Raw genomic sequence first — 15,910 nt, forward strand, 5'->3', positions numbered from 1 at the left:
TATTGTTTTATGATAGTTTCTTTATTAGTTCCCATTAAGCAACGTTACCATTATATTCATTCATATATTCTTTAACAATTAAACTATTAATCCGTCTCACATCTGTGGTGTTAATGTCAATCTTTTGCTCTTTTTTAAATTGGCTTACTACTAAACGCATCATCATTTTTTCTACATAACTCTCGTTTTCTAATAACTTAGAATTTTGCAAAATCTCTTTATCTACAGCTGTTTTTAATCCTTTTAAGGCTTCAAATAATTTGCGCTCGCTATCGGTTAATGGGTCTTTTTCCATTAAGCGTTTATGAATACGAGCATACTTAGCATCATAATCATATTTCGCTTTCAGTAATTGGTTTTCACGCTCTAGCTTTTTTGCTTTGTCATAGATTTCGTTTAAAGCTTTTATGTTTGCTTCCATTTCTTCTTTAGTGACTTCGCTTAAATTCTTCTTTTTAAACAAACGCTCTAGTTCTTCTCGTAAGGAAATAAAGATAGGATCTTTCTGGTCGAAGTTCCCCCCTAACATTTCTCTAGTTTTACCTAATATGTTTTTCAGTTCGTCTGCCAAAACCATTTCTTCCTCTTTCACTTTAGTAAAAGCAAAAATGACATCTTCTAAGGCGGTGTTTAAAATGTTATCGGTATCTACATTGTTTTCTAATGCAATTCTTGTATTTATTAAGGCTAATCTATCGTTAGTCAATCGTGCTAAAACAGATAGTTTTCTAAAGTCTAATTTTTCGAGTAATTCAAAATTACCAGACAAACGAATAAGGTTATATAATTCTTTTGAATTGTTTAAGACTTTAGCTATTTGACGAATTTCGGAACGTTCATTTATTTCTGAAATTTGCTCGCCAAAAACAGTAGCGTTAGTCGTATCGTATTTAAATAAAACATCTTTAATTTCTTCAATCTCTTCTTTTATTTCTTCAGGTTTTTTGAACAGATTAGAATAATGTTGCATCTCATCTCCTAACTCGCTTTGTAACTCGTTAAAGTAATCTTGATTGGTTTTATCAAACTCTTTTTGAATGTCTGCAAAATCAACAACATAACCGTATTTATGCGTTTTGTAAGTTCTATTAACACGTGTAAGTGTTTGCAGTAGATTATGTGATTTAATTTTTCTTCCTATGTATAGTTTCTTTAATCGTTTGGCATCAAAACCAGTCAATAACATATTATACACAAATAGAAAATCGAGTTTACCTACCTTAAAATCGGACACCCAATCTCTACGATCTTGTTTAGTACCAATATCATGTAAAATAACCTGAGCTTTGTTTACTTTACTTTCTTCCTTTTTCTTGTTGCCATAACTAGCAGGTTCTTCTGCTGCATAATCCAATAAAGATGCTTTTTTATCAGCATAAGTTTCTTGAAAAATATCATACATCATTTTAGCTTGATCAGATGAATCGCAAACTACCATTCCACCAATACTATTATCTCCCATAGAAATTCTAGCTTGCTCCATATCTTTTACAATATAGTCCAGCATAGGTTCTACAAAACGATAATCGGCAAAGAGCTTTTTCTTATCAATATTACCCTGCAATACCTTTATATTTTCTAAAGCTTCTTTTAACACTAGCTTGTAATTGGTTTCAATTTCTTCACGAATTAATCGTAAAGTGTAACCATCTTTAATAGATAGATTGTAATAGTATTTATGAATATAATCACCAAATAAGGTCTTAGAATTATATTCTGACCCCAATAAAGGTGTTCCCGTTAATCCTATTTTAATGGAATGCTTATCGGCTAGTTCTAAATTAGCTAAAAAGCTTCCTTTTGGATTATAACTACGATGTACTTCATCTAAAAAGAAAACACGCTGTATGCTTAAATTGTAATCGTTGTTTTTTATAACATCAGGATCGTCCTTAAACTTCTGAATATTAACAACGGTTATTTCTGCTTTACCAGAATTATTATGTATAACCTGAGTGGATTTAATATCTCTACTAAAAGCTTCTCTACTATCTATTGTATGTACTTTTAAGCCACGTGCATTAAACTCTTTTGCTGCTTGTACTAATAAATCTAAACGGTCTACAATAAAGTAAAACTTAGGCACAATAGTTTTCTGCTGAAAGTAATGCGTTAAATGTTTAACATTAAAAAATGCTAAGGCTGTTTTACCAGAACCTTGTGTATGCCAAATGATTCCTTTTTTTACACCATTTTCCAAATTGTTTTCTATCGCTTTGGTAGCAAATAGTTGAGGGTAACGCATAATATGTTTTTCTAAACCTTTTTCTTCCTCAACATAAGCAAAAGCATATCGTAATATGAATTTTAAACGATCACGTTGAAATAAGGATGTAGAAATAGAATTTGTTGCCGTATTTGGATCTTTATTAGATTGATATTCCTTTGAGTTTTTAATACTTAAAAGATTGGTATCCTTTAAAACAAAGGTTTCAACTTCTTCTGATAAAGATTTTAGTGTCGTAATTAAATCGAAAGTTTCTTCTTCTCTAAAATAATTGAATATTGGTTTTCTATAATTTGTAGTACTATAAAACGCACCTTCTAGCATTTGTGTATCGTCCTCACTATACTTCATGTTATTAGAAAACACCATGAGTTGTGTTAGATTGATGAATTTTCGGAACTTTCTATTCTGAAAACGACGTTGCATTCTATTGTGTTCATCACGAACACCATTTCTATTATTCGGCTTTTTAACTTCTATAAAAACCAAAGGCATTCCATTAATTAAAAGAATAATATCTGGTCTAAACGTTTCGTCGTCTTTTTTATATGGTAATTCCGTAACCACATGAAATGAGTTATTATCGAAATTTTCAAAATCTATAAGCTTAACACCTGACTGATCTATTAATTTGTTATAAAATGCACGTCCTAAATCTTCATTTTCTAAGGATATAGAAATATCATCATATACTTTTTGAATGTCCTTTTCTGACAGCTTCGGGTTTATCTTTTGAAGTTGCTCCTTAAAAATTGAAGTAAAAATGTTAGTGTTTTCATCCCATTGACTATCCTTCAAAGAAAGGTATGTATAACCTAATTGAATTATGTGCAATATAGAAGGGATTTTAACTCTTGAATCTTCGTTGAAAATCATAGCAAATCACTTATCTAAAGCTATTATTGTTAGATATAATAACTTTAAATTTTTGTAAACGTTAGTAAGGGAAGTCTAAAGTAATAATCTTTTTTATTATAGACTTACGGTTTACCTCATTTGTTTATATTATTTGTGGTTTAGTTTGAATGTTTTAAAAAATCACTTTAAAATAATAAGTCTACCAAGTCCGAACCATCCTCTAAATTAAAATTTTCTAACACATTACTACAAATAATATTGTATCCTAATTTGTTTAAAATTTCAGTTTTTGATTGCCAGTTTTTAAACTCAGATTTATCTGGATAAGCAATAATCTTATAGTCTTTAATTGGCTGCAATAGCTCTTCTTTAAAATTTGCCTTGCTGCCAGTAGCTAACCATAAATTAGATGGCATAATAATACTCATTATTACAGCTGTTTTCTCCGATTCTACAATGCATATTGTATCACTAGTTGCGTAATCGCATAAGTTATGCAAACCAAACAAACATTGTTGTAATACAAAATCGTTTATTTTGAGTTTTTTATGCATCCAACTAATATGATTATACGGTTTTTTGACACGTTTACCTGTATTACAATTGTACAACATAATTTTGCCTGCTTTTGTTTTAATATTATTGTCTATCTGCCAAAACACAGTTGAACCTTCCCAATGATTAGTTGTCCCTATAAAATATTTTTTAATTGCTTGTTTTACATCTATTGGTGCAAAATGTTTTAGTAGATATGATACAAAATGGTTGTTTTTATAATTACAACCAAACTGTTTAATTAAATGATTTTTATGATACGATGGCTTAAGCTGTGTTGTAATACATTCATCTGATGCTGTTACAACTTGGTTAGATTTTGGTTTCTTAAAGTAACCACATTTGGCTTCACGATCACACCTACCATCTCTTTCGTTTAGATAATCACTTGTTGCTGTATCTACAAACCTAACAAACGTCCTTTTGCTACAATTAGGACAAACATACTTTTTGCTTGATTTATCAAGTTGATATTTGTATTTCATATTATAATTTTATTCGTACTCCTCGTACTATTTATTTAGTACGAATGGTACGATAATTAAAAGTTACTTTTTACTAAAGTGGTTGTCTATTAAGAATTTTATAGCGTCGTTAACCGTAAAGTCTGGTAGTTTTTTACGTGCTTTTTTAAGTTTAGAATTACGTTCTTTTATATCTGGTAAACTACCTAGTAAATTGTATAGCTTTTTAAGCTCTTCTTTGGGAAGTGCTTTAGCAATATTATATACATCGGTAGCCTGCATTAAACTATAGATCTAGCTTTTTACGACGTTTTCTAACAGCACCTTCACTAACCCCTAATTCCTGCCCTATTTTGACATTACTTAACCCATCACCAATTAATTGGATCATTTTATTATCTCTATCTTCAAGACTCCCTGATTCAGGTAATTTTAAATGACATGATTCTTCATCAAACTCTATAAAATTAAATGTTAGAAAATTGTGATTTTTCTCTATGCTACAGACTACCACATTACTAGAATGATATAATTGTTCTGTATTACGTTGTTTAATTTGCTTTAAATATCTGTAATTATGATTTTGAGAACTTTCACCAATTGCAAATGAGCTGTCACAAAAGTTCATTAACATTTTACTTCCTGCTAAATCATTTTTTGTAATTGGCTTTGAATTATCACGCTTTGGTGTATGAGACAATACCAAGATTGAAATTGAAGTACTCTTGGTTAGCTTTTTTAAAAGCTTCATTAAGTGTAATGCATACTTAGCTTTCTCGTTATCATTATTCAAGTACGTAAGGTTATCTATAACCAATACTTCAACCTTATTGTTATGCACTGTTTGCTCTAAAGTATCACATATGTAATCTTCAATTGAATTACACCCTTTAGGAAGCGTTAGATCAGAGTTTAATTCTGCACGTAAAAAGTTATCACTAAACGAATAATGTTTTGTATAATCAATTGAGTATCGATTTTCTAACTGTTTATCCGACAACTCAAAATCAAGATATAATACTTTTTTAGGTTGCGCTTCCAATTTGAAACCGTAAATCGGTTTACCCTTACTCAAACTATCTGCTATTTGTACTGCTAAAATGGATTTACCTAGGTTAGTATCGGCGAATAAAATGCATAGTTCATTTTCATACCAAAACTCACTAAAAAGCATATTTGGTATTGGTCGCTTCATTGCTTCTTCTATCCAGCTTTTTGTCTTTTTTATAATTAGACAACCTTGCGTAGCTTCTGTAAGTTTTAATTTACTTTCGTTAAACTGAATATCATCAGCAATTTTTTGGATTGCTGACTTATTCATAGTTGTTAGTCTTATTATTAATAACTGTGAAATCGACTTGACTTAAATCAACCTCGATCACTCTTACAGTTTGCGGTTCAATAAGACCTCGCTCTCTTAAATACAGAATAATAATATCTCTAACTACATTTGAGATAGTATCTCCTTCTTCTGTTGCTAAAAATTCAAGCTGCTCTTTAACGTCGTACGTTACTCTAAAATTAATTGTTGTTTTCATGTATACTTTTTTAATTAAACATTGAGTAGTTAAATGCTTATTAAAAAGTATTAATCATAAAGCACTAGCTAATAAGATTTAACTAGTTGCAAATTGTGAAACATTACCTCTTAAAAAAAGGAAAAAAATCGAGGAATTGTCGGGGAAAAATTAGTGTTTTTAGGGGAATTTTCAAGTTTTTAGGGGAATTTTAGATTTTTCATATTCTAGAATTAAAATTCTCCCACTCATTTTTTAATTTTTCAGATCTATTTAAATGTGCTTTTGATTGAGAACTTGGATCCTTGATTAGTCCAATGTCTAGATTAAAAACGCCATTAATTATTTGAGTAAATAACTTTGCACTTGGCATTTTTAAATTAGCTTTTTTTTTTAAAAAGTAAAATAATGCAACTACAAAAGCCCTATCAATATTCTGTTGATTTTCGATTTGATTTTCAATAAATATCAATTGTTCTAATGAATCAAATTCACCTTGGAAATTTTTGTATATAAATTTAGCCTTTTCATTATCGTTGAGATTGTCAGCAATTTCAAATTGGAATCTATCATTCAAATATTTTAATATCCTAGTACCAATTTCAAAGTCTATTATTTCCCGTAACCACCCATTATTATCAAAAAAAGTAACGTCAAAAAAATCTAAATTCCCCGTCAAATATTGAAAGACAGACTCTTTTTGATGTCTCAATCCATCAATATACTTATAATTTCTCTCTCTATCAATTAGTTTAAACCTATTGCTTACTCTTAGCTTCCCGTTGACATCCTTCTCTAAAGCTATAAATCTTACATCAACTATCATCTCGAAAACTTTATTAAATTCTTCTAACGCAAAAGCTTTGGCTTTCTTTTTCTTAAGTAAATAAGTTTTTAAATCAAACTCCTTATTGTATTGATATACGTCGCCATCAATAAATCGAGAGTAATGATTTATCAAAAAAGACAGATAATCACTTGCCACGTGCTTAGAATAACTATAGTTATTTATTTTTAAATTTATATTGTTTTGAAATAGCAGTTTAGATAATCTTCTTTTTATTGAACCATGATTATCTTTTGAAGAACTTAATATTATAAGATTCTTTTCTTTTAGCAAATTGATTTTAGAATTTTCGTTTAAAGAATTTATTTGGGATTCCTTTAAGCAACCAAAATATTTATATTTCATTTATTTTAAAAGTTTTGAATAGTCTTCTGGTAAAACAGCATCGATATCTCTTAGATACTGTTCGAGAGCGTTCATTGTACTGTGACCCGTTATTAACATTAATTTACTTTTTACTTCATAAGGTGTTAATGTCTTAGCTAAATTTTTATACATTAAAGTTATATAAGTATGCCGAAAACTATACAATCCATAATTCTTACCTAAACCAAAATAATCTTTTACTTTTTTAAATTTTTTAGTAAAGTAATCACGCCTATTCCCTTCATTCGTATCCCATTCACCACCTAATTTATCTGGTGTAAAAAGTAATAAATCATGTTTTTTTTGAGATATTTTTGTTAAATCACCCAAAAGAATATCAGGTATAATTTTTACTTTAACAGGTTTATTTTTAGCTCTAACATATAACTTTTTATCAGCTAGATCTAAATCCCCGATTGTTAACCTACAAACCTCTATTGGTCTTAAAGTATTATAGGCTATAAATTTAACAAACAAGCTTAAAATTGGATCTTCCTTATCTAAATAATTATGGATTTCATTTAGTTGACTTGGTTTGTAGGTTTTATTTCTTTCAGGGATCGCTTTTAATACGTTAATCTTTCTGACAAAGTTTTCTTGAATAATATCATTATCAACTAAAACTTGAAAAAAAGAAGATATATCTGTACGTGTGTTATTTCTATTTCTTGGGCTTGTATTTTGCAATACAATATTAAGGTATTGTATTACCTCTTTTTTTGTTACTGTTGTAATGCAATCCTGTAATACATAGTTATTATCTAGCAGCCACTTATTGAACCTATTTAATCGACTTTTAAACTTAGGATATGAATTTTGGTTTAGAATTTTGTATTTAGTTACCAGAGCAAGATTAAATGCTTCTTCAATACTTAGAACAAACATTGTTTGTTTGATGTCGCTATAATCGTAATTAGATTCTATTACAGTATCAATTTTAGCTTTTGAATCCGATTTGTTTTCAAACTTCTGTTGGATATATTCCTCAAGTGATACATTTTTGTCATACGGAGTAAAGCCGTCTTGTAATACAACTTCAAGACCTTTTTTAAGCATCTTTAGAATATGATACCTACTTTGCTTATCCTTATACTGATTAGCACCTCCTTTGATGTTTGTTTGTCTTACAAGTTTTCCCGTTTTAGGATTTCTAAATGAATAATACACGTACCAAAATTTAGACAAAGCCATTTTTTGCTCCTTTTTGGACAACCTAGACCATCGATGTATATCTACACCACCTGTATATATTTTTGGTTTAGAATAGTTAAGTTTCATTGAAGAATCGTGTACGTTTTCGTGTACTTTTTGTAAAAGTAAGAAAATTGAAGACATAAAAAAACGGATTGTGAGACACAATCCGTTGATTTTATTAGCATGAAGCTTAGTAGCGGGAACTGGACTCGAACCAGTGACCTTCGGGTTATGAGTCCGACCTTGACCGCTTTTCCAACACAAACACTGGATGTTTGAGCTGTTCTATTTTGAAATCGTATGCAAAAACGTATGCACTTTTTGACTTTCTAATTAGTAATAAATTTGATTACAAATGTAACCTATTATAAGACAATATAAATTTAAAACTGAAATAATTTACACTTTCAAAAATCTATTAATTGATTTTTTATGTTTATAACACAAACAAATTAAATTAAATCTTAAATTTACCGTACGCATACTTAGAAATAAACTCCCAAGGGAGTTTATTCAATTGTTACCTGTAAGCCAAGAACAATAATTAGAATCAAAATAAATGATAGAAAAAAACATAGGATTTATTAAACAAATAATTGAAGAAGGTATTCCAGTTCATAAATTTTTAGGACTAAAATTATTGGAACTTGAAAAAGGGTTTGTAAAAGTTAAAGTTCCCTTTAGAGATGAAATTGTTGGAGATATGAGAACAAACAGGTGGCACGGAGGAATTATTGCTACAATAATGGACTCTGTTGGTGGTATTGCAGGAAGCACTCACTTTACGTCATTGGAAGATAAATTAGTAACTATTGATTTAAGAATAGATTATTTAAAAGGTGCTGAAGCATCTGAAATAATTGTGGAAGGTAAAATAGTTAGGTTAGGTAATAGAATACTTGTAACGAAAATGAAAGCCTTTCAGAATGATGAATTAATTGCAGAAGGAAAAGGCGTATATAATTTCATACGAATTAACAAATCAACGGAAAAATAGGAACTGAAACAAAATAGCCTACAGGTAACAAAGTGTAAAAATAATAAGGGTTTTAGTGCTTATCCCAAAGTGAAGTGCATTTTACAAAGTCCGCAAAATTTACAATTTTGCATGTCTATTAATTAAAGAAAAAATTGCAAATTTGGCTAAGTGATAAATTGAAAGTTCAGTCCTTCGAAATCCCTTACTATTCTTACACAAACCGTTGTGCAACATTTCCAAAGCGGTACAATTATTGATAAATTCTTACAATATTTTAATCTTAAAAAACCCAAAATCAATGAAAAAATCAAACTACATTTTATTATTTATCTTCTTAATGACTTTTAATTTGACACAAGCTCAAGAAGTAAAAGAGTCAAAATTTAATATTATAGCTTATGGAGGAATCGGGTACGGAATTGTGGAAAATGATGAAGAACCGAATTATAATTTGAATACAAATAATGCTGAACTTTTATTAAATTATAGAGTAAGTCAAGCTTTCGGAATTGGAACTGGAATTGGAATCAACGAATTATCTGGTAATGGATTTAATTCGATTGGTAATTTTTATCAAGAAAGAACTTTGCTTAAAATTCCGCTATTATTAACAATGAACTCAAAAATATCAGATAATTTTACACTATTTGCGAATTTTGGATTTTATGGCCAAAATATTATTAAAGATGAGTATAGATATATTGCAGACACTCAAAAAAATATTTACGATGGTTGGAATTTTGGAGCGCAATTAGGACTTGGTTTTGTATTTAAAATGTTCGATAACTTTAGCGCAGGAATTAATTACACAGGACAATCCGATTTTAGTAAGTTTGAGTCAAATGATAATCAAGGAATAAATGATAATCAAAAAATAAAAAACTTAAATTCCGTTGGAGTAATATTAATGATTGAACTATAAAAAAACGTTGCACAACACGGTGTATAATTAATTGCTTTGGCAAGTGCTTATTTGGAAAATTCCTGCGGAATTTTCTCTGGTTCGTATTTGTTTATTAATTTCGTTGCTTAACCACGCAACTAATCATACACAAACCGTTAGCTTTCATTAAGACAGACCAATGAAGAAATTCTTAAATAAATTATTCGGTACGAATTCAGAACAAGATGAAGTAAAAGTTAAAAATCTTGACGAAATCTTGAATCTGGAAGATGAAACGGATGTTGTAATTGAAATAGGGCAAAAACTTTGGGATAAATCAAAAGACGATAAAGATTTCGAATCACTGAATTCAATTGAAAAGAACATTCTTTATATAGAAATGCTCGAAGGACAAGTAAACAATGGCGGTTTTGACCAATTCTTTTTTAATAGCTCTGGTGAATATGCTCACGAAACTCTGATCGCACTTGAAGAGATAAAAGCACCAAAAATGGCTGAAATATTAAATCGTGCAATTAGGGCTTTTCCAACATCACCAATTCCAAAAGACGAAGAACAAAGAAGAGAGTATATGGAAGATGTTCCAGAAAATATTTCAGAAACTTGGGATAAATTAGATGATGAATTTTACAAATACCCTGAGAATTTAGCAGGATTAGTAATTGAATACGTGAAAGCGAATAAAGAAGAACTTGAATAAGAAAAACGAAAAGCTAACACTGTATATGAAATCATAGCCGCCTATCGGCAGGCTACGCTTCATATACTAAACGTTAGGTGCAATTGACTCACGAAAATGAAAATACCAAGAATAAAAGGAATAATAGATAGACGAATATTAATCAATTACCAAATTGATAAAGAAGTCTTAGAAAATTATTTACCAAAACCTTTTAAACCAAAATTGGTAAACGGAAAAGGAATCGCTGGAATTTGCTTAATCCGACTGAAGGAAATTCGACCGAAAGGTTTACCTAAACAAATTGGAATATCATCCGAAAATGGAGCACATAGAATTGCTGTAGAATGGACTGAAAATGGAAAACAAAAAGAAGGAGTTTATATTCCAAGAAGAGACACTTCTTCTAGGTTAAACTCTTTGGCTGGTGGAACTATATTTCCAGGAATACATCATTTAGCAGATTTTAAGGTAATTGAAAAAGATGGAAATTACGAAGTCGGTTTTGTAAGTGATGACCAGACTTCTTTATCAATTAAAGCAAAAGAAACGAATATTTGGAATAATGAAAGCGTATTTGATAATCTAAAATGTGTATCGGATTTCTTTGAAAATGGCTCTGTCGGATATTCTCCTGATAAAAACGACTTTGATGGACTTGAATTAAAAGCGTATAATTGGAAAGTAGCACTTTTAGAAGTTGAGAACGTGAAATCGAGTTTTTTCGAGAATGAAAGTATTTTCCCAAAAGGCTCTGTAAAATTCGACAACGCACTGTTAATGAAAGACATTGAACACGAATGGATTGGGTTAAAAAAAATAAACAAAAGCACCTAACAATGGCTATAGTTAATACGGGTTTTGTGCTTAACCCAAAGTGAAGTGCTTTTAACCAAGTCCGCCAAATCTTTTGATTTGGCTTTAGAACAAAAAAGATAAAACAAAATAAAAAGTTTTGGCTAAGTGCTTAATCGAAAGTTCACTACTTTTAATTCCCGTACTAACCATAGCCGAGACCGTTGCCTACAATTGCAAAACGCAATTCAAAACGTGTCATACCGAATATAAAAACCACTGATTTTAAGCTAACTTTATTAGTCTTTAGCTAAAATAAAGTACACAGTTAACTAAATTCAGAATTTTAGCCTGATAATGTAAAAAAGTATGGTTTTCCGATATTCACTCAGACGCAACAACGACGTAAAACGAATTAGCTTGTGGCTCAAAAAAAGTAAAAATTAAAAACTGTAGGCAACACAGCATATAAAAAATTGTTTACTTTAGTGCTTACGTTATGGAAGTTGTTTATTTACTTACTGCTGAAATTCCTTCGGAATTTCATTGCGCGTAAACACAACTTTCCATATGCAACACGTTGGCAAACATTATGAAAAACAATGCGGAAATTTGAAAATGTAGAATACACAAAGTCATTTGAATTACTGTTTTTACTTGCTTCAACGGTAGCTGTGTTTTTCGGAATGATATTCTTATTAAACAGAATTATGAATTTTGGATTAATAAAAGGAATATTGGCTATTGTAATCGCTGGAATTTATTTTGTTCTTATAAAAAAGAAGTTTATCGTAAAAGTTTCAGATTTTGAATTAAAATCAAACCAATTGGAATGGAATGATAAAATTATTGATTTTAAAAATATAGAATATTATAAAATTCATTGGATGAAAGGAGCTGGAATTAAATTTAAGCTCAAAAACGGAAAAACTTTACGAATAAGCTCGAATGATAATTTCTGCAATTCCGAACAGTTTGTGAATTTATGCCATAACATTGACTCAAAACTATTGAAATACAATAACGGACAAATAATAAGAAAGAAATCATTTTTGGAAACTAAACAAGGCTATTACTTTGCTGTTGTTATGACAATTTTAATTGTGATTGGGACAGTTTATAAATTATTTACAGATGAGAAAATTAATATTCAAAACTTTGCAATGATTTTAGTTTCGTTAGGAATTATTTGGAGTGGAGTTAAATGGAAAAGAAAATAACGATTTGCCAACACCGTGTATAATTATTTGCTTTGGCAAGTGCTTATTTGGATAATTCCTTCGGAATTTTCTCTGGTTCGTATTTGTTTACTAAATTAGTTGCTTAACCACGCAACTAACCATACACAACACCGTTGGCAGCAAGTGAAATCAACATTCCGATAAATAACAAAATTTTGAAAAAATGAAAATTGAGAGTATTAATGATTTCAATTCAATATTAAAAGAAGCTGAAAACGGGAATTCAGAAGCAATGAATAAAGTTGCTGAAATTTATGAATTTGGTTTAATAATTGACAAAAATGAAATTATTGAAATTAACGAATTACTTTCATTTCAATGGACAAAAAAATCTTATGAAAACGGAAATATAGAAGCGACTGAAAAGTATGCCGATTATTTAAGCGATAATGAAAATAAATTCTGCGAACAAAATATTGAATTAGCAATGAAATTGTATGAAAAAGCTATGAATTGTGGTTCTGAAAATGCAACTTTTAGTTTAGGAATTGAGTATAGAAATAAAGGGAATTTTGAGAAAGCTTTTGAATTATATACAAAAGCTAATGAATCTGGAAAATATCATAATGAATTAACTATTGGACTTTGTCTATATTATGGAATTGGAACAAAAAAGGATAAATTAAAATCTTTAGAGGTGTTTAAGTCAATCAATTCTAAAAACAATAGTGAATACGAAATAAATGAAGCTAATTATATGATTGGGAAAATATATTTAGAAGAAGAAATTATTGAACAATCTTTTGAGAAAGCAAGACATTATTTAGAATTAGCAAATAAAGACGGAGACCATCGTTCTTCTCAAGAAATTTTACATTTAATTGGAAATAAAAATTGAAAATAAAACACCTGCTGCCAACACCGTATATAATTTATTGCTGGCTTCTTGCTTACTTGCGAAAGTCCTCGCGGACTTTCTTGGTCAGTAATTATTTACTAAATTAGTTGCTTGAAACACGCAACAAACCATATACAACAACGTTGCCTACAATTGCAACGCTCTAATCAAAACGTATAAAACCGAAAATAAAAACCACTGATTTTAAGCTACCTTTAATAGTCTTTAGCTAACATTAAGTACAAAGTAAACCAATTCAGAATTTTAGCCAGATTGTAGATCTAAAATACCGATAAAAAGCCTGATAGTTTTTCGCGATTTTTTTTAGAATTTTAAGTTAATCAAAACCAAAAAGTACGTAATACAGAATTACACTCAGACGTAACAACGACGTAAACCGAATTAGCTTGTTCATCAAAAAAGTAAAAATTAAAAACTGTAGGCAACACAGCATATAAAAAATTGTTTACTTTAGTGTCTTAATTATGGAAGTTGTTTATTTACTTACTGCTGAAATTCCTTCGGAATTTCATTGCGCGCAAATCACAACTTTCCATATCCAACAACGTTGTAAAACATTTGAACAAAACCACGAACTGAATTGGGAACTTGGGGAACAGCCATAAAAAGTAATGATACTTCAGCAGATATTTATGCTGACTTTTTTGATTTGTATAATGACGGAAAAGAACCAACTGAAATCAAAAATAAATTGATTTCCGACAATCCAAACGGAACAAATGACTTTTGGTTTACATTGGCTTTAGCTCTTTGGGAAACTAAAAGCTTGCCAAATGACATTTTGGAAAAAGTTCGGGTAATAATCGAAAGTGAATCTGATTTAAAAGTTTGGAAAGAACTTGATGCAAGCGAATCCGACATAAAGAAAAGAAAAGTTGTTCTTGATAAATTTTTGATAAAATTAGAATCGGAGAAAGCAAAACCAAAAGCCAGAAAGCGAATTTCCAAGAAAGAACCAATATTTGAAAAAGGAAGTTGCTTAACATTCAAATTGGAAAATGGAAATTATGGTGGTGGAATCGTTTTAGAATCTGACTTTGAAACAGGTTTTGGTTACAATTTAATTGTTACTACAAGAATAAATCAGATAAGTAAGCCAACAGTTTCTGATTTTAAAAAATGTAATGTTTTAGTTGCAAGTTTTGGGAATTGGAAAGAAGAGTCAAAAGTAACTTGGTATTTACCAAAAATGTATAAAAAAGACTTTGCCGAATTGTTTGAAAATATTGGAAAAATTCCAATCGAGAGAAATTACACACCGAATGGAAGTGAAATAAGAGCAAGTTTTTCAGCAGGTTGGCAACATATTATTGAGCCAGTAAATCAACAATTGGAATATGAAAAGACAAACGGAATAACTAAATCATTTTCGATTGACAAGTTGATTAAACGAAAAAAATGGTGGCAATTGAAATAAAAACGTTTTACAACAACGTGTATAAAACATAGCTAATAATGGCTTTCCAAGAGGTTATCGCTTATTTAGTTAGTCCGCCAAATTTTTAAATTTGGCTTTTAAGATTGATAAGTTAAAAACAAAATATAAAAATTCGGCTCTGTGTTAATCCGAAAAATAAGCGGCTTTTTACACGCTACGTTTCATACACAAGACCGTTGGGCACAAGTCTGAAAAAATAACCATATATGAAAAATAAAATTTATGAGTTTATAAATAAAAATTCGGTTTTTATCAAATTCATCTATGGATTAATTATTTTAAATGTAATTACATTAATTTTAGAATCCTACCAAGAATTAAGACTTTCATTCTCTGACTTTTTTAACTATTTTGAATTAATTTCTGTAATTATTTTTACCATTGAATATTTGTTAAGGTTATGGACTTCTGACTTGGATAAATCCTATAAAGGGAATTCATTTAAGAAAAGATTAAAATTTGGATTTTCAACTCTTGGCTTAATCGACTTGATAGCAATTTTACCATTTTATCTGCCTTTCCTTATTCCTTTCGATTTGAGAATAGTAAGAATATTGCGTTTGTTTAGATTATTAAGAATCTTTAAACTTGGCAGATATTCAAAGTCATTAAATACTATAACTAGCGTTTTGAAAAGCACAAAATCTGAATTAGCAATTACGGGTTTTGTTGCATTTATATTGTTGGTCTTGTCATCAACAATAATGTACTATTTTGAGAATGAAGTTCAACCCGAAAAATTTGCAAGTATCGGACACTCATTTTGGTGGGCTGTAGCAACTTTAACGACTGTTGGATATGGAGATGTTTTTCCAATAACAGCAATGGGAAAAATAATGAGCGGAATAATAGCATTAATCGGAATTGGATTTATTGCACTTCCAACTGGAATTATAAGTTCAGCATTTATCGAGAGGATTCAAGAACAGAAAAAAGGGGAAAAAAAATGTACTTGTCCTAATTGCGGGACTGAAATCAACAAATAAA

General features: G+C 29.7%; 15 protein-coding genes. 8 read left to right on the top strand and 7 right to left on the bottom strand.

The window, feature by feature from the left end; genetic code table 11:
* Positions 1 to 34 precede the first annotated feature (34 nt).
* The 7 genes from JM82_RS10180 to JM82_RS10210 form a co-directional block, all read right to left on the bottom strand.
* A complete protein-coding gene (locus JM82_RS10180; RefSeq protein WP_145003150.1) occupies positions 35 to 3,103 on the bottom strand; it encodes a type I restriction endonuclease subunit R in 3,069 nt (1,022 codons plus the stop codon).
* A 167-nt stretch (positions 3,104 to 3,270) separates the two neighbouring features.
* Complete coding sequence (locus JM82_RS10185) at positions 3,271 to 4,125, bottom strand: DUF6371 domain-containing protein (protein ID WP_145003153.1); 855 nt, start codon at positions 4,123 to 4,125, stop codon at positions 3,271 to 3,273.
* Between the two features lie 63 nt (positions 4,126 to 4,188).
* On the bottom strand, positions 4,189 to 4,386 hold the full coding sequence (locus JM82_RS10190; protein ID WP_145003156.1) for a hypothetical protein: 198 nt from the start codon (positions 4,384 to 4,386) through the stop codon (positions 4,189 to 4,191).
* Between the two features lie 4 nt (positions 4,387 to 4,390).
* The gene (locus JM82_RS10195) at positions 4,391 to 5,425 is read right to left on the bottom strand and encodes an AAA family ATPase (RefSeq protein ID WP_145003159.1); all 1,035 of its coding nucleotides are present in this window, start codon (positions 5,423 to 5,425) and stop codon (positions 4,391 to 4,393) included.
* Positions 5,418 to 5,642 carry a hypothetical protein gene (locus tag JM82_RS10200; RefSeq protein WP_145003162.1) on the bottom strand — a complete coding sequence of 75 codons (225 nt, stop codon included), beginning with the start codon at positions 5,640 to 5,642 and terminating at the stop codon, positions 5,418 to 5,420. The genes JM82_RS10195 and JM82_RS10200 overlap by 8 nt, the downstream gene beginning before the upstream one ends.
* Before the next feature lie 199 nt (positions 5,643 to 5,841).
* The gene (locus JM82_RS10205; RefSeq protein ID WP_145003165.1) at positions 5,842 to 6,813 is read right to left on the bottom strand and encodes a hypothetical protein; all 972 of its coding nucleotides are present in this window, start codon (positions 6,811 to 6,813) and stop codon (positions 5,842 to 5,844) included.
* On the bottom strand, positions 6,814 to 8,169 hold the full coding sequence (locus JM82_RS10210) for a tyrosine-type recombinase/integrase (RefSeq protein ID WP_145003168.1): 1,356 nt from the start codon (positions 8,167 to 8,169) through the stop codon (positions 6,814 to 6,816).
* A 418-nt stretch (positions 8,170 to 8,587) separates the two neighbouring features.
* Here JM82_RS10210 and JM82_RS10220 point away from each other — a divergent pair, with 418 nt between their 5' ends.
* The 8 genes from JM82_RS10220 (at position 8,588) to JM82_RS10255 (ending at position 15,909) form a co-directional block, all read left to right on the top strand.
* Positions 8,588 to 9,025 carry a PaaI family thioesterase gene (locus JM82_RS10220; RefSeq protein ID WP_028284032.1) on the top strand — a complete coding sequence of 146 codons (438 nt, stop codon included), beginning with the start codon at positions 8,588 to 8,590 and terminating at the stop codon, positions 9,023 to 9,025.
* 280 nt (positions 9,026 to 9,305) lie between these two features.
* Positions 9,306 to 9,929 (top strand): porin family protein, encoded by a 624-nt coding sequence (locus JM82_RS10225; protein WP_261375352.1) that lies wholly within the window; start codon positions 9,306 to 9,308, stop codon positions 9,927 to 9,929.
* Positions 9,930 to 10,089: 160 nt separating this feature from the next.
* A complete protein-coding gene (locus JM82_RS10230; protein ID WP_145003171.1) occupies positions 10,090 to 10,611 on the top strand; it encodes a DMP19 family protein in 522 nt (173 codons plus the stop codon).
* 96 nt (positions 10,612 to 10,707) lie between these two features.
* Positions 10,708 to 11,427 (top strand): DUF2071 domain-containing protein, encoded by a 720-nt coding sequence (locus tag JM82_RS10235; protein WP_025614384.1) that lies wholly within the window; start codon positions 10,708 to 10,710, stop codon positions 11,425 to 11,427.
* Between the two features lie 560 nt (positions 11,428 to 11,987).
* Positions 11,988 to 12,605: a hypothetical protein gene (locus JM82_RS10240; protein ID WP_145003174.1), complete on the top strand. Its 618-nt coding sequence runs from the start codon at positions 11,988 to 11,990 to the stop codon at positions 12,603 to 12,605.
* 184 nt (positions 12,606 to 12,789) lie between these two features.
* Entirely contained in the window at positions 12,790 to 13,464 is a 675-nt protein-coding gene (locus JM82_RS10245; protein WP_145003177.1) for a tetratricopeptide repeat protein, read from the top strand.
* 601 nt (positions 13,465 to 14,065) lie between these two features.
* On the top strand, positions 14,066 to 14,902 hold the full coding sequence (locus tag JM82_RS10250) for a hypothetical protein (protein WP_145003180.1): 837 nt from the start codon (positions 14,066 to 14,068) through the stop codon (positions 14,900 to 14,902).
* A gap of 227 nt (positions 14,903 to 15,129) precedes the next feature.
* Positions 15,130 to 15,909 (top strand): ion transporter, encoded by a 780-nt coding sequence (locus JM82_RS10255; RefSeq protein WP_145003183.1) that lies wholly within the window; start codon positions 15,130 to 15,132, stop codon positions 15,907 to 15,909.
* Position 15,910 lies beyond the last annotated feature (1 nt).

The sequence above is a fragment of the Olleya sp. Hel_I_94 genome, assembly GCF_007827365.1.
Lineage (GTDB): Bacteria > Bacteroidota > Bacteroidia > Flavobacteriales > Flavobacteriaceae > Olleya.